Source organism: Treponema pallidum subsp. pallidum str. Nichols (assembly GCF_000410535.2).
GTDB lineage: Bacteria > Spirochaetota > Spirochaetia > Treponematales > Treponemataceae > Treponema > Treponema pallidum.
This window is the reverse complement of sequence record NC_021490.2, coordinates 422891-443690: the sequence shown is the minus strand read 5'-3', so window position 1 is coordinate 443690 and position 20800 is coordinate 422891. Positions and strand designations below refer to the sequence as shown.

Annotated in this window: 19 protein-coding genes; 4 read left to right on the top strand and 15 right to left on the bottom strand. The window is 52.5% G+C overall.

Annotated features, from left to right (window positions below):
• Nucleotides 1-306: 306 nt before the first annotated feature.
• On the bottom strand, nucleotides 307-1707 hold the full coding sequence (locus TPANIC_RS02025) for an alanine/glycine:cation symporter family protein (protein ID WP_235214099.1): 1401 nt from the start codon (nucleotides 1705-1707) through the stop codon (nucleotides 307-309).
• A 57-nt stretch (nucleotides 1708-1764) separates the two neighbouring features.
• Between TPANIC_RS02025 and TPANIC_RS02020 the strand changes: the two genes are divergently transcribed.
• Nucleotides 1765-3663, top strand: coding sequence for a phosphoglucomutase (locus tag TPANIC_RS02020; RefSeq protein ID WP_010881861.1), 1899 nt, complete (start codon nucleotides 1765-1767; stop codon nucleotides 3661-3663).
• Between the two features lie 18 nt (nucleotides 3664-3681).
• Nucleotides 3682-3987 carry a PUR family DNA/RNA-binding protein gene (locus TPANIC_RS02015; RefSeq protein ID WP_010881860.1) on the top strand — a complete coding sequence of 102 codons (306 nt, stop codon included), beginning with the start codon at nucleotides 3682-3684 and terminating at the stop codon, nucleotides 3985-3987.
• Between the two features lie 75 nt (nucleotides 3988-4062).
• Here TPANIC_RS02015 and secF read toward each other — a convergent pair whose 3' ends face one another.
• The 6 genes from secF to murI all read right to left on the bottom strand — a co-directional run bounded on the left by secF (nucleotide 4063) and on the right by murI (nucleotide 12688).
• Complete coding sequence (gene secF, locus TPANIC_RS02010) at nucleotides 4063-5325, bottom strand: protein translocase subunit SecF (protein WP_010881859.1); 1263 nt, start codon at nucleotides 5323-5325, stop codon at nucleotides 4063-4065.
• Entirely contained in the window at nucleotides 5322-7073 is a 1752-nt protein-coding gene (gene secD, locus TPANIC_RS02005; RefSeq protein WP_010881858.1) for a protein translocase subunit SecD, read from the bottom strand. The genes secF and secD overlap by 4 nt, the downstream gene beginning before the upstream one ends.
• Entirely contained in the window at nucleotides 7070-7456 is a 387-nt protein-coding gene (gene yajC, locus TPANIC_RS02000; protein WP_013945065.1) for a preprotein translocase subunit YajC, read from the bottom strand. Before yajC ends, secD begins: the two co-directional genes overlap by 4 nt.
• Nucleotides 7457-7564: 108 nt before the next feature.
• On the bottom strand, nucleotides 7565-10819 hold the full coding sequence (locus TPANIC_RS01995; RefSeq protein ID WP_010881856.1) for a SpiroCoCo family coiled-coil protein: 3255 nt from the start codon (nucleotides 10817-10819) through the stop codon (nucleotides 7565-7567).
• 95 nt (nucleotides 10820-10914) lie between these two features.
• Nucleotides 10915-11595 carry an HAD family hydrolase gene (locus TPANIC_RS01990; protein ID WP_013945063.1) on the bottom strand — a complete coding sequence of 227 codons (681 nt, stop codon included), beginning with the start codon at nucleotides 11593-11595 and terminating at the stop codon, nucleotides 10915-10917.
• Nucleotides 11596-11698: 103 nt separating this feature from the next.
• The gene (gene murI / locus TPANIC_RS01985) at nucleotides 11699-12688 is read right to left on the bottom strand and encodes a glutamate racemase (protein ID WP_235214098.1); all 990 of its coding nucleotides are present in this window, start codon (nucleotides 12686-12688) and stop codon (nucleotides 11699-11701) included.
• A gap of 22 nt (nucleotides 12689-12710) precedes the next feature.
• Here murI and TPANIC_RS01980 point away from each other — a divergent pair, with 22 nt between their 5' ends.
• Nucleotides 12711-13145, top strand: a complete 435-nt coding sequence (locus tag TPANIC_RS01980; protein WP_237249931.1) for a pentapeptide repeat-containing protein — start codon at nucleotides 12711-12713, stop codon at nucleotides 13143-13145.
• Nucleotides 13142-13675, top strand: a complete 534-nt coding sequence (locus TPANIC_RS01975; RefSeq protein ID WP_010881852.1) for an MBL fold metallo-hydrolase — start codon at nucleotides 13142-13144, stop codon at nucleotides 13673-13675. The genes TPANIC_RS01980 and TPANIC_RS01975 overlap by 4 nt, the downstream gene beginning before the upstream one ends.
• On the opposite strand, the gene fliJ is transcribed toward TPANIC_RS01975, so the two are convergent.
• The 8 genes from fliJ to flgB form a co-directional block, all read right to left on the bottom strand.
• The gene (gene fliJ, locus TPANIC_RS01970; protein ID WP_010881851.1) at nucleotides 13672-14124 is read right to left on the bottom strand and encodes a flagellar export protein FliJ; all 453 of its coding nucleotides are present in this window, start codon (nucleotides 14122-14124) and stop codon (nucleotides 13672-13674) included. The genes TPANIC_RS01975 and fliJ overlap by 4 nt on opposite strands.
• Before the next feature lie 28 nt (nucleotides 14125-14152).
• Nucleotides 14153-15496 carry a flagellar protein export ATPase FliI gene (gene fliI / locus TPANIC_RS01965; protein WP_010881850.1) on the bottom strand — a complete coding sequence of 448 codons (1344 nt, stop codon included), beginning with the start codon at nucleotides 15494-15496 and terminating at the stop codon, nucleotides 14153-14155.
• A gap of 27 nt (nucleotides 15497-15523) precedes the next feature.
• Nucleotides 15524-16453 (bottom strand): flagellar assembly protein FliH, encoded by a 930-nt coding sequence (gene fliH / locus TPANIC_RS01960; RefSeq protein ID WP_010881849.1) that lies wholly within the window; start codon nucleotides 16451-16453, stop codon nucleotides 15524-15526.
• 47 nt (nucleotides 16454-16500) lie between these two features.
• Nucleotides 16501-17559 (bottom strand): flagellar motor switch protein FliG, encoded by a 1059-nt coding sequence (gene fliG / locus TPANIC_RS01955; RefSeq protein WP_010881848.1) that lies wholly within the window; start codon nucleotides 17557-17559, stop codon nucleotides 16501-16503.
• Nucleotides 17560-17563: 4 nt separating this feature from the next.
• Complete coding sequence (gene fliF / locus TPANIC_RS01950) at nucleotides 17564-19267, bottom strand: flagellar basal-body MS-ring/collar protein FliF (protein ID WP_010881847.1); 1704 nt, start codon at nucleotides 19265-19267, stop codon at nucleotides 17564-17566.
• A 116-nt stretch (nucleotides 19268-19383) separates the two neighbouring features.
• Nucleotides 19384-19758: a flagellar hook-basal body complex protein FliE gene (gene fliE, locus TPANIC_RS01945; RefSeq protein ID WP_010881846.1), complete on the bottom strand. Its 375-nt coding sequence runs from the start codon at nucleotides 19756-19758 to the stop codon at nucleotides 19384-19386.
• Between the two features lie 55 nt (nucleotides 19759-19813).
• A complete protein-coding gene (flgC, locus tag TPANIC_RS01940) occupies nucleotides 19814-20269 on the bottom strand; it encodes a flagellar basal body rod protein FlgC (protein WP_013945054.1) in 456 nt (151 codons plus the stop codon).
• Nucleotides 20270-20286: 17 nt separating this feature from the next.
• Complete coding sequence (gene flgB / locus TPANIC_RS01935; protein ID WP_010881844.1) at nucleotides 20287-20697, bottom strand: flagellar basal body rod protein FlgB; 411 nt, start codon at nucleotides 20695-20697, stop codon at nucleotides 20287-20289.
• Nucleotides 20698-20800 lie beyond the last annotated feature (103 nt).

Below are 20800 nucleotides of genomic sequence, written 5' to 3'. Positions count from 1 at the left end.
CGGCGGAACACCTTTCCTTCCTTACCGGTCACATGTGCTTCTTCCGTCCTATCCCTACCCGCGATCCTTTCCTCACCCGTGCCTACGAAATCTCCCCACATCCCCGCACACAGAAACCCACCGTGCTGCTCGCCTTTGACTCGGATATCATCTACCTTCTTTTCTACGATCACCGACCAACAGATTTCCCCGCCCTCCGCTTCTTTCAAAACGCACCTACTTTCCAAGAACTTCCGAGCACCTTCTACCCCTACATTGCCATGCACAGCGACGCCGTTCTCGTGCGACATCCAACGCCGCGCCCCCCTACCCTTCCTGCTGCGCAAAAAACTCCTCGCGTAGACGCATCCCCTGACGAGCCAAAAATAACAGCCCCACCAGGTTCGGCAACGCCATCAGTCCATTGAACGCATCCGAGATATTCCACACGCTACTCAAACTCCCCACGGCACCCACGTACACAAACGGTAACCACACGGCCCGGTACAGCGGACATACGCGCGGTCCACACAAAAATTCCGCACACCGCTCCCCATAGTACAACCAACCTAGCATCGTCGTGAACGCAAACAACGGCACGCTCACACCCACCACGTACTGTCCAATCCCAAACGGAAGCCCACGCTCAAACGACTGCACCGTCAACGCCGCTCCAGACGCACCCCCTTGCCAGACACCAGTTAGCAGTATCGCAAATGCCGTCACCGAAGATACCACCATTGTCCCCACAAATACTTCAAAGATACCCCACAAGCCCTGTCGCACTGGATGGTCTGTAATAGCCGCCGCATGCGCAATAGGAGCAGTCCCAAGCCCTGCCTCGTTCACCGCTACCCCCCGGCTAATACCTACCGCTATCGCTTGACGCACCACACTCCCTGCAAACCCCCCAACTGCTGCAGTCCCGGCAAACGCCCCGGACACGATATCCCAGCACACTGGCACCAGCTGTCGCGTATTGCAACACACCAGCACTACGCCCACACATACATACAAAATCGCCATCCCAGGCACCATTACCCCAGTCACCCAACTGATACTTTTTAACCCACCCACGCTCACTAAGCCTACCAAGACCATCAGCACTGCCCCGGTCACCCGCACGTCCACACAAAACACATCTTCGAACACTAGAGCCACCGAGTTCGACTGCGTCATATTTCCTATCCCAAAGGACGCGATAACACTGAATATGCAGAACAAACTCGCAAGTACCCCAGCCCCTGGAACTCCCACTCCGTCTTTCAGATAATACATCGGCCCCCCCACAAAACGCCCATCACCAGTCTGACGCCGATAGTACACCGCCAACACCACTTCCACGAACTTCGTTCCCATCCCGAATATCCCCGTCACCCATATCCAAAATATCGCCCCAGGCCCCCCAATCGCAATCGCCGTCGCAACCCCTACAATATTTCCAGACCCCAACGTCGCTGCAAGCGCAGTGGACACCGCACGGAACGCACTCACCTCACCACTGCCGCCCTTCTTACCTCCGCGACCCCCAATAGTTTGTCTTAATACATACCACAGCCGCACCACAGGAAAAAACTTCATACACACCGTCACGTAGCACCCCGTCCCCAGCAACAGCACCACCATCGGAAAGCTCCACACCACCGCGTGCATCCACTCACCTACCCATTCCACTACTCCCATTCCTACCTCTCCCCCGCCCCTACACCCGACCACACCTGATTTCATCCTGTCAAGACCACCACCTCCCTTGCACTTCCTTCACCCGCGCCCTATCCTCCGCGCATGTCCCTGCTCAACTCACTCATCACCTCCCTCACCTTGCCGCAGCCTGCGCAGCCGCTTCATCTATCACTCACCCGGTCACCCTCAGGGTGGCGCAAGGTTTTCCCCTACGCTTTTACCCCTGAGCGCACCGTCACCCTCACGCAAAAGGCTGACGCTGTACTCAGCGCACAGGTAGCACTCAGCTACGCCCGATTCTTGAAAAAAAAGGTCCCAAAACCACGTGTTGTCATCGCGCGCGACTCGCGCCCTACTGGAGAGATTATCAGTTCTATCTGCACCGCTATCCTCCATCTGGAAGGCTGTTCGCTGCGTTGTGTCGGAGTCGGACCAATACCCGAAATTGCAAGCTACGCGAGGAACTACGACGCTTTCCTCTACATCTCCGCAAGTCACAATCCTATCGAATACAATGGCTTTAAATTTGGCCTAAATGACGGCGGCGTGCTCAGTCCTACTCAGGCACAACAGCTGAGCGAAGACTTCGTCGCACAGTGTTTACAGCCCGCCTCTTTCCAGAAAATACGAGAGCATTGTGCCACGCTCAACGCCTCTATACTCGAACCGCTGCTGTACAACAAAACACACAAACAAGAAAGCCTGCACAGCTATGATCTCTTCATAAGGGAAGTGATCGCAAATTCCCCTAAAGAAACTGAGCACCGTGCCTTTTTCCATCGCTTTACCCAGCAGCGTGCCGCCTACAGCGAACAGGGAACACCCCTGTCTATCCTCATTGATTTCAATGGAAGTGCGCGTGCAGCTTCCATAGATAGGCGCCTCCTAGAATCACTCGGTGTCGCCCTTTTTAGTATCGCCGAAACGCCAGGGGATATTCGCCATCGCATAGTTCCTGAAGGGTCCTCTCTTACCGCGTGCGCGCAGGCACTGACCGAGGCAGCCACGCGAGGTTCATCCCCAGAAGAACGCTCCATTGCCTTCGGCTTTGTGCCAGATTGTGACGGAGATCGGGGAAATATTGTCTATTACGACCAAACCCTTAATCGCGCTGTCATTCCGCACGAACAGGCAGTCTTTGCTCTTTCGGTTGTGTCGGAGATCTGTGAACTCAGTCGCAACCTCCGTATGCAGCCACACCGCGCGCCGCCTATCGCGCTGGTTACCAATGGTCCCACCTCGCTGCGTGTAGAAGCTATCGCGCAGCTCTTAGACGTGCACGTTTTTCGCACGGAGGTAGGAGAGGCGCACCTCATTGAGAAGGCACACCTTCTACGGAAAGAAGGCTACTGCGTGCGCATTCTAGGGGAAGGATCAAACGGGGGCAGCATTCTCCATCCGGCGGCAGTACGTGATCCTTTGCATACTGTTTTTGCACTCTTAAAGCTCTTGCTCCTGCGGGGGGATGGGAAACAGCCAGGACTCTTTGCCTGGTGGTGCGCGCACTCACACCAAACAGAACGCGCGCAGCATGCCTTCACGATATCGGATCTATTTGCCAGCCTACCTGCGTACACGACTACACCAACGCACGATACGCGCGCGCTCTTGCAGATACGAACGACTGACCATGCACTCCTCAAGAGCGCATATCAGCGGGTATTTGAACGCAGGTGGGCGCAGGAGAAAGACACGTTAAAAAAACGCTTCGGCATTTGTTCGTACCGCCCGATATTGTACCGCGGGAGGGAGCAGCAGGACGCGGCGGGGGATTTTAGCCGGTCGGCTGACGGAGGATTGAAAATCCAATTTTACAACGAGCACCAAGAAGCGGTGGCGTTCGTGTGGATGCGCGGTTCAAAGACAGAACCAATATTTAGAATTTCTGCGGATCTGAAAGGTAATGACGAGGCGGGGGAAGCTGCGCTTTTGCAGCTGCACGCGGACATGGTGCGCGAGGCAGATCGCTGTGCGCTTTCGTGTGCGGATACGACTTCATAAGCAGAAGGAAGGTACAGCATGGGGATACGCGGTGAGCTGTTTACTACAGAGGTGCAAGCGGAAAATCGGACCTACTTTTTCAATGTGAAGGAAAATAGGGTCGGAGATGTATTTCTGCAGGTAGTAGAAAGCAAAAACGTCGACGGTGCCGGGTTTGACCGGCACGCGGTTGTGGTGTTTGAAGAAGAGATGCAGAAATTTCTGCAAGGTTTTAACAGGTCACTTGACTTTCTGGAAAAGAACAAAAAAGAACGGCTCCACCTTAGGCAAGCGCGCAGCCTGCACACCCGCGGGGAAAGAAAAACGATTGTAAGGAAGAAATAGCAAAGTCGGCAGCGCCGAGTCCCCTCTCTTCCCTCTCTCCTTTCCTTTCCTACACACAGCCGCGCGTGCGGGGTTTCAGAGTCCGAGCAGCTGACCTCCGCTCTTCCCCCGGCTGATCAGGGCGATACAGCCACCGGCGATGTAAATGGTCGAGTACACGCCGCTGACCATCCCCACCATTAGCGCGAGTGAGAAATCCCGACTGCCTCCCTCGGTAAACACATACAACATCAGCGCTGCAAGCAGCGTCGTCACCGTTGTCACTACAGTGCGCGTGAGCATGTCTGTTTGCGATCGGTCAAGTACTGTCGTCACTGACGCGATAGGATCCAGGAGAATGGTCTGTCTCACCCGATCAAAAACTACCACCGTGTCGTTGATCGAGTACCCGATAATCGTCAGAATCGCCGCGATACTCGCAGAGTTAAACTCCAAACCAAACCACACCATGAATGACACCATAATGCACGCATCATGCACGAGCGCGACTATCGCTCCAAGCGCAAAGAACCACCGAAAACGAAGCGCCACATATAAAAAAATCAACACCAAGGCACCCAAAACCAACAACAACGCCTGACGCACCAACAGATGAGAAAAACGAGATCCGACAAAATCCATCGCTAAACGGACCACATGATCTGCTCCATACGCGCGCACGAGCGCCGCGTACACCACGCTTTCCACCGCACCTTGAGGGGTAACAAGATCGGGAGCATCGGACTGTGCCAGAGCAGTTCCTCCCTGCTCTGGCAAAAGGGAGGACGGGAAGGCAGTTTCAGCTGCAACGCGAACTTGAAAGGTATGCTCAGCGCGCACCCCTACCTGCTGTACCACCGCAGACGGTACATCCTTCAGCACACGGCGCAACTCCTCCACCCCTGGCGCACGAACGTCCTCCGAGAAGTAATGCACAAAACACGAAGCACTCGACAACGTGGAGCCCTCCGCCCCGGAGAATGTATCACGCATGTACACAGTCTCAGGGGCATGGAGCGTAACACTGAGGTGCTCCACCTTCTTTGCTCCCTCGGAGAAGGCACGAAGGGTTGGATACTCCGTATACAAAAATTCATAACGCTCACCGAGCACCCCAGGCGAAGAGACAGTAAACACAACCTTCTGTTCATCCTGAAAAAACTGCATCGACTGCGTTCCGGTGTACACGAGAGAGAAAGCAGGAGGTGCTATCCTCAGCCGTTCAATCAAACCAGACTGAAAGTCGATACCAAAGCTCATCCCCCACAATGCCCAACGGAGCACTCCCGCACCAATGAGAACTACACTGAGTATCGCGCATGGCAGGAACAGCAAACTGAAACGCACCACCTGTCTCATACGCGAGCAATCCTCCATCCAATGCGCACGGTCTTTTTGTGTAAAACCTCCGTCCCGTAGTCAAACATCAGACGGGAAACGAACAATGCCGTAAATACGGAGGACACCACCCCGATAGCCAAACTGTATGCGAAACCCTTAATAGGACCGGTACCGAGCACCGAAAGGAAAAGCGCTGCTATAAACGTCGTCACGTTTGAATCCATAATTGCCCAAAACGCACGCTCAAAGCCGCTACACACAGCAGCCCCGCGGCTTTTGCCCAGCGCAAGTTCTTCCCGTATACGCTCAAAGACAACGACATTCGCATCCACTGCCATACCAATAGTGAGAATCATCCCCGCGATACTCGAAAGCGTAAGCGTCAAATTAAACGCTGAAAGCACACCGAACATGATATACAGATTCAAAAGCTGCGCGACACAAGCGTTTACGCCCGCTTCTTGATACCACACCAGCATAAATAAGAGCACCGCGCACAGCCCCCACACCAGCGCGCGCGTACCCTGCCGAATACTCTCTTCCCCCATACTCGCCCCGACAACCTGCTGATTTTCTATTTCAAGCGCAACGTTTAACCAGGCGCTGCGCAGCGCGGTTTTCAGATTTTGCGCCTCTTCTGCACTGAATCCACTGATACTCCCTGAGCCCGCTGTTATCGGCTCCCGGATAGCAGGGGCAGACCTAATTTTACCGTCAGAGACAATTGCAAGGCGACGCCCTATCTCCTTAGTGGTAAGTTCCGAAAAAATACGCGCTCCTTCATGGTCCAGGTCAAACAGCACCAACGGCTCGTTCGCGCGACCTGAGCTCACCGTTGCATCACGAATATGTCTTCCTTCAAGCGCAGGCTCCTTCTTAACAACCAGAAACCCGTCGCGCACATCAAGTCCGTAGGAATCCTTGCGATATACTCCGAGCACACTGGTGTGCTCAGGAACCAGAGACAGATCGTGCAACTGATGCGCAGCGTCGAAGGTACCCTGCGGGTTATTGCGATAGTGATCGAGAAGCTTTTGAGTCGCATCATCATCCACGAGATGAAACGCCAGGACACCACGACCCATGACGATAGAATGAACACGGTCACGGTCAGTAAGACCAGGAATCTCCACATACACGCGATCTTCCCCTTGCCTCCGAATAACGGGCTCAGAAAGACCAAAGCGATTAATACGATTCTCAAGGGTACTAAGCACCAGCGCCATCGCTTCGCTGCGTATTGCGGCGCGCTCTGCATCCGGAACTCCCTTGGTAACTTCGCTCAAATCAGCTTTAATCACCACGCTAGTGCCGCCGGAAAGATCAAGCCCGAGCTTGACAGCTTGGGCCTGTCTCCTTTTCATCTTCAGGACGGCTTCCCGGTACGTCTGCTCCATCAACGGTCGCGCGTAAAGAACAAAACCCTGCTCGCTTTTTACGGGGAATGCAGAAACGAGTGCCGCAGCGGTCCAGCGAGAAGGGGCCGGTCTGCCCGAATAAGAAAGATTCTGGCGCGCAGCGGCAACAAGCGGTGCATAACGCGCTGAGATATCCTCATCCGACCCCGCACGCGCAAGACGGGTTAAATCCGCAAGATCACGCTCAGCACTCTGCACAGCGTACTCTTTTATCTGCTCGCGCGAGCTGAGCGCACGCTGCCGCGTTTGTGCGTCGGTCAGAAAATACCACTGGAGTGTAGGGAACAAAAACCCAGAGCACGCAGCAAGAACAACAAGCACGACCCCAAACCGAGCCTTCTTACTCACCTGGCGATCTCCTTGTCCACACCTGTCAGGGGCACGCCGGGCTTCGAATCGCAATCTGTCTTAGGATTCGAAACACCTCTCCTGTCGTTTATGCGCGCAATCGCACTGCGGCTGACTTCGAGCGTGCCATGCTCATTCACCTTTATGACAAGGCTGTGCTCCCGCACCACGCTTACCACCCCGTGGATACCGCCGATAGTAACGACAGGATCACCCTTTTTTATGTTCTTAATAAGAGCCTGCGTCCTTTTCTGTTCCCGCAGATTAGGCGCAAAAACAAAAAGGTAAAAGATCAGACATACGACGCCGATAGCGAGCGGTGGGATCCAGCCACCGTTCGCCGTAGTGATTTGCAAAAGAGTTCGATGGGGCATTGTTTTCATCCTTGAGCGCGCAGGACACACGAGCGCGCCCCCAGGCTAGCGCAAAAAAGACAATCCAGTCAATCACATCTCTTCTTTACCAACGCGCGCGTGCGCGCTGCATTAATCTCAAAACGAATCCATATCGGGCAACTCTAAAATCAGCTGGACTTCACCCTTAGAAATCTTCAGTGCGTGCGCAATAGCGTCGTCAGACCAGCCACTTTTGTGCAGCTTCACCACATTCTGACGTGTAGCCAGGGGCGGCGCTCCCGCACCGGGTATTTTGTTTGCTGGATCCTGACGCATCAAATCACCCAGCAAGCGCAACTGCCCCTCAGACACCTTAGAAATTTCTTGCAGACGAGTTTCAGTACCCGCAAGCCACTCACGCGCATGCTGTATCTTTTCAATACGACTTTCCATTTCTCCCAGCAGCGCATCTGCGCACTCTATGCGCGAGCGCACACGCTCTGCCTTTTCCTGGTTATCCAACAATACGGCAATTTCTGCACGCACACGCTGCAATTGAGGATCTACTGTCTCCAATTCTCCCCTAAAATTTTTAAGCGTCTTTTCAAGTTCCTTCAAGTTTTCAAACGCTCTATCCACGTCCTGCACCGTCTGATCCAACACCGCACCTTTCTTATCCAAACGCTCATAACGCGTACTGATATCGCCAAGCCCTTCTTTGACCTTTCGAATTTGCACCTGATAGCGCTGCAGATCGTCATTCGCTAACGTGAGCTCAACAATCTTCTTGTCCATAGCATCAGAAAGAGCAGCAAGCTTTGAAAACTCTCCCTCCAAAAGATCAATATTCTTTCGCTCCTGCATAAACTTCTCAACACGCTGCTCCGCCTCCTCTCCAAAGTGTTTCACTTTTTCATACTGGAGACTAAGCTTATCCATCGCCTCTCGATACACTTCGAAACGGGTCACCGTCTCAGTCAGCCGCTCGATATCCTTTTCAAGATTCTCCCGCAACTCGTCCGCCCGATCAAAAATACGAGTCTGGCCGATAAACTCATGCTGTTTACGTTCAATCTCCTGCAGCACTTGCGAAAAGCGGTCACTTTCTCCCTGTAATTTAGTGAGAAGACCTACCTGCGCCTCCCCAAACTCCGCGCGCAAATCCTGCACAAGGTCTCGTGTCTCCTGCAAGGTGCGGTCCACCTGAGCACGTGCTTCTTTTACTGTCTTGTGCAGTGCCTCACTTTCGCGCCGACCATCTGCATGGAGCTGTCCTGTCACAGTATTTACATAGCCACCCAGTTCCTCTTTGACCGTCCGCATCGTGTCACACATCTTGCCTATTTCATCACGCAGACTTTGCAAAGACTCACCATTCTTCTGAGAAAAATCTTCATACTGCATATCATAGCGCGCACTCAGGTTTTCAATCGCCCGCTCAGAAAGATTCACCAAATGCGCAATTTTTCCTTCAAACAACTGCTTTGCATCCGCAAACTGCTTGTCGGTGTGTGCCTTCCATGCCTCGATATCCCGTTTGACCGACCCACAGCCCCCCTGCGCCTCCTGCTTTATCTCCTGCACGAGCACATTCATATCCCGAACTTCGGTTTCAATCATACTTGAGTGAACATGCAAAGAGTCACGCAGGCGTTGCCGCACTGCTTCCAATTCTCTCTCAATGAGATTATGCGCCTTATCGTGCAAGGCCGCGACATCTATGGTAAATTTCTCCGTGTGCCGTTGAAACAGGTCATCGTTTGCGCGCATGTGCTGCTTCACGTTTGATTCAATCGCGAGGATTTGCTCTCCCAGTTTTGTACACTGCCCCTTGTATTCTTCCACAAAATCCTTGAGCCGCGTGTGCAACTCTTTGCGGTACGTATCCTCAAGATCCTTTCGCGCAGACTCACTCTCTAGAGCAAGTTGCGTCAAACGACCCTCAATCCCTTCACTCCACTCGGAAAAGCGCGCGTGCAACGAGTCGCTGCGCTTGGTAAGTACCTCAAAAAAGTTATCCTCCACCGACTGCAGTTTCTCGGATGCATTTGCATACGCACTTGCCTTCAGCTCACGCAGCTCGTCATTCAGCTGCTTCATACGGTGCTCAACCGTATCCATACTGTGCTGCAACTGTGCCTCAAACGCTAACTGCTTCCGCTCACGATCCTGCGCATACGCTTCAAATTCTTCGCGCACCTTCTGTTCTGTACGCTCACGCGCAAGCTGCAACTGAGACTCAAGGACATCAATACCCTCAAGCTCTCTGTCAAACTTGCTACAGCGTCCATCCATCTCCTTCCTGTACTGCTGTAACTGCGCATCAGAAGCCTCTGCAATCTTATTTAAGTTTTCGTGAAAACTTGTCACACTCTTGTGCACGCGCTCGCGTAAACCGGATTCTGCTCCTGAAAGCGACTGTTCGATCCCTTCCAGGTGCGCACGCACCTCACGCTCCTGTGTAGTAATCTGTTCCTTCAGTTGCGCCACGCTTTCATCCACACACGCCGTAACGTCCGCAAGACGTATACTCAAATCAGACTCACATGTCTGCGCCCGAACAGACCACTGGGATGCACAATCCTGGATGTGCTGGTCCGTTTGTTCGACACGCTGCATAACGTGCTGCTGCAAAGAAAGGAGGCTCCCTTCAAACTCCTCCTGCAACTGGAGAAGGCGATTTTCCGCCTGTACTTTCAACTGACCGAATCCATTTTCTTCCAGCACCTGTGCACGCACAGTTGCTTCAGAAAATGCCCCTTCATACAACTCACGCAATTTAACTGCAGAAACTTCAAAAAGAGACTGGCTTTCCCCCTGCGCTTTTTCCAGCCTTGTTTGCAACACCGCTAATTCCTTATGTACGTCTGCAAGTACTCCATCTCGCACCCGGTGGAGAAGCGCGGTATTCTCGCGCGTAAATGCATTTTGCATATCAGGAATCGCAGCGGACACTTGCTGCAGCTGCGTCTTTGCAGCCGCAACGCGTTTACTCAGCGAGTCGACGAAAGAAGACTCCTTATTAACCTCAGCAATCAGACCCTGCGCCACGGCAACCTGTTCCCTGAGTGTACAGACGTCCTTCTCTGATGCCTGAACCTCCCTGTGGATTTTCTCCACCGCCATGTTTGCAGCCGCAAGCGCAGTAGACTTCTTCATAAACTGGTCGTAGAGGTGATCCATTTTTTTCACTGAGGCAATCGCCTGCTCTTGCTTTACATTTAACTCGATGGCCGCATCCTTGAGCATCGCAATCTTCTCTGCGCTGAATGACTCAAGATCTTCCTTTATGTAGTCCGCGTAGCGCTTGACCTTTTCAAGAGAACGGTTACCCTTGTCCAGCTGGCGGGAGAACGCAACCATCACGAGGGAAATCGCGCAGGCAATGACAACCGTCAGAAAGTACTCCATGCTCCACTCACCTTCGTCTTCACGCGACGCACAGCGGGTACCCGCGGGCGCCACGCTGGACGTGTGGGGTTCGGCAGACTACCCTGCGCCGGCGCTCATGCTATCACATATGCGCACAATGTGCGATAGTCGGAAAAGAGCCAGTCCGCGCTGCGCCGAACGCGAAGACTCGTAAAGGGCCTGCGCACACAGGCAATCCTCATACCTGCTGCGTGCGCGCCTTCCACGTCATGAACACTGTTCCCCACGTAAAGAATTTCTTCACAGCGCAGATTCAGTCTCTGCGCCAGCGCGTAAAAGGCCCGGGGAGAAGGCTTGAGGGACCCAATCTCCTCTGTGCCCAACGTTACATCGCACAACGCGCGCACCCCCCATAGACAGCCTTTCTGACTCGGAGGAAAATCCGACAAAAGCGCTATCTTCAGCCCATGCCGCCTCAGCTCCAACACCGAGGAAAGCACGTGAGGAAATGGCTTTATATGTAAAAAGTGACGCCTCCACCCCCGATACAGCGCTGTGTCGAGGAAGGCTCGCACTTCTTCTGCAGATAAACCCACGCGCGGCGCGATGCGCGTAGCTTGCGCAAAAAAAAAGTCTTCAAAAGGAATAAGTGCCGTACGTTGCTCACGACGTAGCTCCTGACGCACCGCACGGAACGCACGCATCAAGCGCGCATTGCGAATCATAAAGGGCATAACACGCAGTGCAAGGCGCCATCCAGGGTACAGTGTCCCATCAATGTCAAAGGCCACTGCACGAAACCTCGGCTTCCCCATGGCCCATTGTACGCACGCAGCACCGCGCTGTCTATCAGCCTCTCTTATCTACCGCCTCCACACAAACACACACAGTGCACGCACCCGATATCCAGTGCCGTGTTCATACGTCCAAAAAACCCGCCCAGCGCAATCCAAAGTGCTGCGCATACCGTGCGTATCGTGCCGCGCACACTGCATCGCGCGCACCAGTTACGTAACAGGCGGCGTTCCCACGCAATTGAGATTGCGGTGGACACAGACGTAACGTCCTGCGTACCACACCTTCTAGCGAATCTACCACCGTACACGAGGTACCAACACAGTCCTGAAAAAGATGACGCACGTGCACAAAATGGGTGCACGCGAGCACGAGCACATCCACCCCCGCTTCCTGGAAGGGCATAACTGAGCGCGCCACTGCCTCCCGCTGCATGTCTTCGACTTCAAAAATTAACCCGCGCTCAAGACACTCAATAAGGCGTGCATCCGCACGCATCTGAAACACACACCCTGCACCAAACTGTGCTCTCAAACACGCTGTGTACGGATGCGTAATCGTGCATTGTGTAGCTAAGACACCAATGTGCTTTTTATGACTGCACGCCACCGCCTGCTTAATTGCAGGCACCACCCCCACCACTGGAACCGAAACCTGCGCACGCAAAAACTCAAGTGCATTGACAGACATGCTGTTACACGCGAGTACCACTATGTGTGGTGAAAAATTCGTCTGCACTTTCTGCAAAACTGCAGACGCACGCGCAATAATCTGTGCAGAACTTTTATTCCCATAAGGAAAGTATACACGGTCCGCCACGTACACCAGTGAGGCCTCAGGCACACGCACGCGTAAGGCGTGTGCGTAGGGCAATCCTCCTATACCTGAATCCAAAAATGCGTATTGAAATTGCTCACGTCGGTCCGACATAGACATCATCCTAGCCTGTTCTTTGAAAAATTTCACAGGAACCGTGTTATCCCCAGGTCCTGCACACCGCATACATTGACACCACACCCGTCCAGCCCGTATAAGCTTTGCGCGCATGTTCGAACCCACACCGTATTGCTCTACGTCGGACTTTGCTAAGCTCATGCATACGTCAACACACATACACGGCGTGTACGCTCCACGCATGCGCCTGAACCGCGTAGACTTTTCGGGTTTTCATTTCGTCGGCTGCAATTTTTTTAATACCGTATTTAATGCATGTGTGTTCGCGAATGTAGTGATGCGTATGTGTTTTTTTGAGCGTTGCTACCTGGTCAATAGCTCTTTCACTGAAGCTGACATTCAGTTCTCCTCTTTTGAGGGGAGCATCCTGCACACGGTGAGCTTCGCACATGCAGTACTCTTATCTGACAACTTCAACCGTATCCACGCGCAGGATGTTTCTTTTCAGGAGAGCGATCTTTCTCACACCCGTTTCTTACACGCTACGCTTGCAACAGTGCGTTTTGAAAATTGCACCGTGCAACACACGCACTTTATGCCCTCGCACACTACGCACTGCACATTCAAAGGATCTAGTACCGAACACGCCCGCATATACCTGAGCGACCTGCCATGAAAGTTTACATACACCCTGCAGAGCAGCATACCCAGCGCACGAGTTATCTGCTGTGCAACCTGTCCTTAAACGAAGCGCTCCTAATCGATGCCGGGCACGTGAGCACTCACTTGATCCACACCATTGAAAAGAATTCCTGCACCCTGACGGCTGTTTTTCTTACCCGCACAGATGACGCAACCCAAGCGGGCGTGCGCACGCTTTTGCGCGTATACTCCCCGCACATCTTTTGCGGGGAAAAGTGCTGGAATGCCCACGAGAGCACCCTGTTACAGGGAGACTGTTCCCTCAATTGCGCAGGTTTTACCGTTACCTGTTTTGCATCCCCTGCGTATGGCTGTTACCTATACCGTATTGCACACCTTGCGTTCACGGGGGATCTGTGTTCTGCAGGGTACGAAGAAGCGGGAAATGAGGCAGACACCATCTTGGAACGAGCGTGCACGGCACACGAAACGCTCATACTCTTCCACGGACATGGACCGCCTTCCTCATACACCCGAGCGCGCACGCAGCGCGCCAGCCATTAATGCTTGCTGGGTGCACCAGGTACGCGTGCGCTGACCAGGTCGTCACACGCTCGGTCCTCAGCGCGCAGTCGCTGCTCTCGCCAGCGTGTTTTCTCCTTTTCTTCAAGCATGAGCAAAGCCTCGTGTGCACGGCGCGCGTGCGCGTATCGTTCTCGCAATTGCTCAAGAGTAAAAGAAAGGTGCGCCTGCTTATGGAGCAGCTGTTCTCGGCGTAATTGCAACACGTCAATTTGATCCTGCACAGCGCTCACCGACGCAGCAGAAAAAACTGCTCCACGCTTTGGCGCTACGTCCTGCATCCGCGCACGATACTCGCCAGCAATCGATCGAATCTGTGTATCTATGCTTCCGTATTCTGCAAGAACTTTGCTTAACTCAACTTCCAGCTCGCGTACACGAAACGCTCTCAAGCGTCGCACACGCTCAAGAGAAAAACAAAACCTTTTCACACGCGCTATCTCCTCTGCTCTTGCAGATTCACACACCCGAAGGCGGCTGTGCTATACTGAGCCCTGTCAGCATGGACAGCGACGTTACAGTATCCTGAAAACGCACGCGCTCCTGGGCTCCTTGCGTTAGGAACCGTTCAAGCTCTGCGCGCATCGCAATAGCTCGATCAAGTTCTGCATCACTCCCCTGCTGGTACGCACCAACTCGTACCAAATCCTCTACTTCTGCGTACACTGCAAGCGCACGACGCACTATGCGCACTGCCTCTTTCATGTCTGCACCCAGCACGCGGTGCGCCAAGCGAGAAACGCTTTGCAACACGTCTATTGCAGGATAGTGATTGCGCTGCGCAAGCGCGCGACTGAGTACAATGTGCCCGTCTACAATTCCACGCACGGCGTCTGATATCGGCTCATCGAGATCGTCCCCATCTACCAAAACAGTATAAAAAGCGGTGACGCTCCCCATGGAAAAAGAACCTGCACGCTCAAGCAGTTTCGGTAACGTTTCGAATACCCCCGGGGTATATCCACGCGTTGCAGGGAGCTCCCCCGACGCTAACCCAATCTCACGCTGAGCTTTTGCAAAGCGCGTCAGAGAATCAAACAGCAGCAGCACCTGTTTGCCTTGATCCCGAAAGTACTCTGCAATCGCTGTCGCCGTGTACGCACCTCGTACCCGCGCAAGCGGACTTTCATCAGACGTCGCACTAACTATTACCGAGCGCTTCAAACCCTCAGGACCCAAATCATGCGCAACAAAATCCATCACTTCACGGCCACGCTCCCCGATAAGGGCAATGACCGACACATCTGCGTCTGTATTGCGCGCGATCATCCCCATCAGCGTCGACTTCCCAACCCCCGAACCGGAAAAAATACCCAGACGTTGTCCGCAACCAACTGCCAGCAACGAATCAAGCACCCGCACTCCTGTTACCATTTGACGCGTAATCGGAAGACGCTCCATAGGATTAGAAGACGCGCGCAACACCTCGGAGCGGAGCGGCGCATATATCTCCCCCTTCCCGTCAATTGCCTTCCCAAACGCGTTCAAAACGCGTCCGAGTAAAGCATCTCCTACGGGGACTGAAAGTGCCGCCCCTTCTGCTACCACCGCACAGCCAACTTCAACCCCGTGCGTATCGGTGTAGCTCATCAGTTTTACCGTCGATCCTGCAAGTCCTACTACCTCTGCTATCAACGGTCGCCCCTGGCGGCGCAACACAATCCGACACAATTCACCAACTACCGCGTGAGGGCCACGACTTTCAATCAATAAACCCCTCACTGCTGTCACATGCCCAACGTACTTTACCGGCTCACTCTCGCGGAGCGCCACCTCATACTTGCACAACAGGTCTGCTTCCATACACGCACACCCACGCCTCTTTCTCTATCAAGAACCCTTAGATGCTGACATTGATGACACTACAATGGGGGCAACTTCCAAAACACGCTGCTCAAGCTCATGGAGCTGACTTGCAACCCGCGCGTCAATCTCTCCAAAATCCGTTTCCACCACGCAACCGCCCCTACCCACTGACGTGTCCTCCACTACCGTTAGATCATCCACACGCTCCACTGCAGCGATAAACTCCTGCTTGTGCTGGGTAACAAGCTCCACATCCGCAAGGTTTACCCGCAGCGTCACCGCTCCGCGCGTTCGCACCTTACGCAACGCATGCACCACATTTGCGCTGATAACAGCGCGTTGGTTTTCAGAAATGACCTTGACCACCTTCCTTGTCATCAACAACACCAGATCAACAATCTGTCTTTCGGTTTCCCGCAAAATACCCTGACGCCGCCCCATCACTTCTTCGATCATCTTATGCAAACGCTCAGTTAAATACCGCACCTCTTCCTGTCCCGCACGAAACCCTTCTTCCTTGCCAAGACGAATACCTTCTGCCTTACTGTGATCACATATTTTCTGACGAGACGTCTCTGCCTCAGCAATCATGCGTTCAGCTTGCTGTTGCGCCTCGCTAATTTGTAGCTCAGACTGTTCCTTTGCCTGAGCAAGGATACGATCCGCCTCCTGCGTACACTGTTCGCGATATGCTGTGATTTCCTCCTCTACACGCTCCTTTAGATCTTGTGCCTCACGCTCTGCACGCGCGCGCAGCTGCACCTGCTCTTCTTCCCAACTTTTTCGAAACAGCTCAACTTCCTCTTGCACTTCACGCATATCAGGAACTGGACACACAGGTTCGCTTTGCACCTCCTCAATCTGAGGCTCGACACCAAAAGACCTGCTCAGATCAAGCAGCAAGAACTGATCAAGATTCTTCACTTCATGGTTCCGAAATATCATCTTTGGCATACTGTCTGCTTCCTTTCGAACCCCATATCGCTTATCAGGAACAACATTTACACAATCATCTCGTCTTCTTCTGAACGCGCGATGACAATGTCACCACTATCTTCAAGGTGTCTGATGATAGAAACAACCTTCTGCTGGGCTTCCTCCACATCTTTCAAGCGGGTCGGCCCCATGTATTCCATTTCTTCCTTCAGCATACTCCCTGCCCGCTTCGACATATTCCTAAAAATTTTATCTTGTACTTCAGTGTCGACAACCTTGAGTGCCTTTGCGAGTTCTTCCATATTCACCTCCCGCAGCACCTTTTGAATGGCCCGATCGTCGAGCATTACAATATCCTCAAACACGAACATACGTTTTTTAATTTCCTCTGCAAGATCTGGATCTTCATCTTCCAATGCTTCAACAATAGATTTTTCAGAAGAACGATCGACCAAATTCAAGATGTCCACGATGTTCTGGACACCTCCTGCGGCCGTATAATCCTCGCTAGAAAGCGTTGACAATTTTTTCTCAAGTACTCGTTCAACCTCGCGCAACACATCAGGGGACGTCCGATCCATCGTGGCTATGCGCCGAGCCACATCACTCTGAATCTCATCAGGGAGGTTCTGCAAAATAACAGAAGCTTTATTCGGCTCAAGGTACGCCAAAATAAGCGCAATTGTCTGCGGATGCTCTTGCTGAATAAAATTTAACAGGTGTGTGGGATCAGTTCTGCGAATAAAGTCAAAGGGACGCACCTGCAAGGAGCTTGTCAGCCGATTTATGATCTCGATTGCTTTTTGACTTCCCAACGACTTCTCCAACAATCCCCGCGCGTAATCGATACCTCCTGAGGTGATAAAGTTTTGTGCGGTCATCAGTTCCTGGAATTCTTCTAAAACTGCATCCTTGAGTTCTGCATCAACTGACTCTGTACGCGCTATTTCAAACACCAACTTTTCAATCTCGTCTTCCTTAAGTTCTCCCATGACCTTAGCGGATATTTCCTCCCCAATAGAAACTAGAAATATCGCTGCCTTTTGCCGACCATTGAGAGACTTGATATCCCGTTGCTTTTTTTCTCCCGTGGCGAGCTTATCCTTCACGGATGTAACGGCCATAGTACTACTCCTCCATCAACCACGTTCTCACAAGCAACGCAACATCTTCCGGATGCTCCCGCGCCATATTCAACACATTCTCTTGCAATTCAAGCCGCTTACGCTCTTCCACCGACATGGAAACATTCATCCCCGCCTGTTCAGCCTCCCACAGGGCACGCTCCCTCATCAGTTGCTGCTGCCTTAAAAGCTCCTCTTCCCGCAGACGACGGCGACGCTCCACCTCTTTGCTGATAACCTTGTATACCATGAAGATAAATAAAACGATTGCCACACTGGCAAGGGAGTATAAGATGATCATGTTCCTCTGCTGGACGCGCAGGTAATGCTCATCTTCTCTATCAAATTCTGACGTCCGGTCAAATTTGATATTTAAAACACTTACCGAATCCTTACGCCCCGCATCAAAGCCGATTGCATCCTGCACTGCCTTCGTTGCCTCCCGCAGCTCCTCAGCAGAGATGGGGATATACTCACGTTCAATGTGTCCTTCCTTCACAATGAATCTTCCGTGCTCGTCTCTCTTTTTGCGCCATTCTCCATCGATATTGACCGACACCGTCCTGCGGCCGAGCACCGGGCTCACTACTTCGTTGATCTCACTCTTGCTAATCGCCTCTTGCTTCTTAACGACCGACTGGTTAGAAAGTCCCACCTGGTTGCTCATGTCTTTGTATGCAGGAGGTGTTTGACCCTCAACTCCCGGCGGTCCTTCAGGGTTAAGCCCCGTACCCTGCCACGTAGTGGTTGCCGTTTCAGATATCGAAGTGACAGAGGGCACAACCTGAGAATCATCCCACGGGGTATCCGGATTGTCCTGACGGATTTCTATAGGCAGATACTTGGTAGTCTGCGACGTCTTTTCAGAAAGATCCATTTCAATTTTGATATTTAAGTCGCGCACCCGGTCTTTACCGTACGTCTTTTGCAAGAGAGCCAGCACTTTTGCCTCATACTGGGATTCCAGCTTCGCAATCATTTTCTGTTGCTTTTCAATGAGACTCAGCCGATCAGCGTCCTTGAACCCTTCAAAATCATTTAGGACGGTAGCATCACTATCTACAATCGTGATGTTTTCATCCTTCAGTCCAGGAACTGCAAGCTTTAATAGTTTCTGAATGCCTTCTATTTTTTTTCTTTCTGAGGCGATCGTGCTCGACGGTTTAGGGAAAATGACAACGCTCGCAGTAATAGGTTTCTGGTCTGCCTGAAAAAGCGCATCCTCAGGCACGTTTATTACTACATGGGCATCATCGATGTCGTCGAGCGCTTTGATATGATTGGTAACGGTATTATTAATTGCACGCCGCACGTCCACCCTGCGCTCAAAGTCAGTACGCGTCCATCGCTCGACGTCGAATATGGCCCATGGGTCCACATTTTTTGGGATCAAATCTTCGCGAATTAAGATGCTGCGCATACGACGCGCTGTCTTCTCATCCGAGACAGAAATCAACCCAACGCTTGAGACGGTTGCACGCACATTCTCTTCGTTAAGGCGCAGGATAATCTTTTCCCGCACCGTCTCATCAGTGATAGGAGTGTCGATAAGTGGCACGAGCGTCGGCTTCGCCGACCACGTGAGCAAGACAACAACCCCCATGACAGACACGAGCGCCGCGCCGGCAAGCACAGACTTCTGCACGAGCGTCCACTTCTTCCACTGTGTTTTGAGTTTGACTCCGAGCTGCCCCAACCATTCGCCCACGCGTGTCCCCTCCCCTCACTATAGAACGAGCCAATGCGCACTAAGCGCGTCCCACCCTCTTTTCACCTGATATACCGTCGGTACTCTTTTTGCAGAACAGCCCGGCCTTGTAAACCTTACCGAGCAGTGGTGACATCGTTCCAGCTCTTAAGGACTTTATCAATGACAGTCTGCGCGATTTTCAAGGACATACTAGCCTCCGCCATCGCCACTGTTACATCATGCACGTCAACAGACTCAGGATCTACTATCATTTGCTCGGTCAACTCAGCAGTCTTCTGCTGCTTTTGATTTACCTGATCAAAAGCGCGCAGCAACGTTTGCTCAAAACTCATCGCCTTTTTGTTCACTGCCTGATCCACCGCGTCAGTATTCCCTCGCATGCGCTGCCTTACGCTTTCTACCGACACTGGACCGATTTCAGGCACCTTCCTCAGAGATGGAACTTTATATACATTCGCACTATTCGTAATGGTACCAACTGGCGTCATTGTATCCTCCCCTCACACAGCACAGACATCTTCACAGACTGTACGCGCAACACACCTAGCGCGCAATCTCCAACGCACGCTGAAACATTTCTTTTGATCCTGAAATAACTGATATGTTTGCCTCATACGCGCGAGAGGCAGAAATAAGATCCACCATCTCTGTCACAATATCCACGTTAGGATACTCCACGTACCCAGCCTTCGGCCCTGATAGAATCGCATCAGGGTGCGTTGGGTCGTACACAAGACGAGAAGGAGCGTTGTCCTTTTCTATGCTTACCACACGAACCCCTGTGCCTACCCCCCGATCCAACTGCTCGGGCACAAAAGGTATACGCCAGTCAATGCCAGGATTCTTCTGCGCCAAAACTACCCTGCTCCTCCGAAACACTCCACCTTCTTGAGTCCTCGTGGAGGAAGCATTAGCAATGTTGTCAGAGATCACATCGGCCCGCAAGCGCTGCGCGCTCATACCCGTCGCGGCAATATTGATACCACTAAACAAACCCATCACGCTTCTCCATACGCTTAACGTAACACGGACTCAACCTGACGATACTGGAACCCTACCATCTGACTCAACATCTGATAGTGCATCTGAATCTTGAGAACATGCATGGCTTCTTGCTCAGCATCCACATTGTTTCCGTTCGCCTTCACATCCGTCAAATAGTCTAACACGCGGCGCGGACGCACCGAGCGGTAGTCGATAACATCACTGGACAACATATTCGTCCCCGCAGTTGCCTGCTTGAAAAAACTTGTCTCATTTCTTTGAGAATCCAGAGCACGCTTGAGCTCTGCTTCAAAGTTTACGTCCGTCCGCTTGAACCCTGGAACCTCTGCGTTCGCAAGATTATTCGCCGTCACTTCATAGCGCAACGCGTTGACATCCAAAGCACGATGCAAAAGATCCACCGTTCTGGTAAAACTATTCATCCGACTACCCCCGACCCATTGTCGACCAAAAAAAAGCGAGCTTAAGAAAGTCTTCTTCAAAAAAGTCTCAGAAAAAAGCACTTCGCACTGGTGTACATTCTCT

Coding starts and splice junctions, on each gene's coding strand:
- TPANIC_RS02025 (WP_235214099.1), bottom strand. CDS start 1,707: ATGAAATCAGGTGTGGTCGGGTGTAGGGGCGGGGGAGAGGTAGGAATG.
- TPANIC_RS02020 (WP_010881861.1), top strand. CDS start 1,765: ATGTCCCTGCTCAACTCACTCATCACCTCCCTCACCTTGCCGCAGCCT.
- TPANIC_RS02015 (WP_010881860.1), top strand. CDS start 3,682: ATGGGGATACGCGGTGAGCTGTTTACTACAGAGGTGCAAGCGGAAAAT.
- secF (WP_010881859.1), bottom strand. CDS start 5,325: ATGAGACAGGTGGTGCGTTTCAGTTTGCTGTTCCTGCCATGCGCGATA.
- yajC (WP_013945065.1), bottom strand. CDS start 7,456: ATGAAAACAATGCCCCATCGAACTCTTTTGCAAATCACTACGGCGAAC.
- TPANIC_RS01995 (WP_010881856.1), bottom strand. CDS start 10,819: ATGGAGTACTTTCTGACGGTTGTCATTGCCTGCGCGATTTCCCTCGTG.
- TPANIC_RS01990 (WP_013945063.1), bottom strand. CDS start 11,595: ATGGGGAAGCCGAGGTTTCGTGCAGTGGCCTTTGACATTGATGGGACA.
- murI (WP_235214098.1), bottom strand. CDS start 12,688: ATGTGTGTTGACGTATGCATGAGCTTAGCAAAGTCCGACGTAGAGCAA.
- TPANIC_RS01980 (WP_237249931.1), top strand. CDS start 12,711: ATGCGCCTGAACCGCGTAGACTTTTCGGGTTTTCATTTCGTCGGCTGC.
- TPANIC_RS01975 (WP_010881852.1), top strand. CDS start 13,142: ATGAAAGTTTACATACACCCTGCAGAGCAGCATACCCAGCGCACGAGT.
- fliI (WP_010881850.1), bottom strand. CDS start 15,496: ATGGAAGCAGACCTGTTGTGCAAGTATGAGGTGGCGCTCCGCGAGAGT.
- fliH (WP_010881849.1), bottom strand. CDS start 16,453: ATGCCAAAGATGATATTTCGGAACCATGAAGTGAAGAATCTTGATCAG.
- fliG (WP_010881848.1), bottom strand. CDS start 17,559: ATGGCCGTTACATCCGTGAAGGATAAGCTCGCCACGGGAGAAAAAAAG.
- fliE (WP_010881846.1), bottom strand. CDS start 19,758: ATGACGCCAGTTGGTACCATTACGAATAGTGCGAATGTATATAAAGTT.
- flgC (WP_013945054.1), bottom strand. CDS start 20,269: ATGGGTTTGTTTAGTGGTATCAATATTGCCGCGACGGGTATGAGCGCG.
- flgB (WP_010881844.1), bottom strand. CDS start 20,697: ATGAATAGTTTTACCAGAACGGTGGATCTTTTGCATCGTGCTTTGGAT.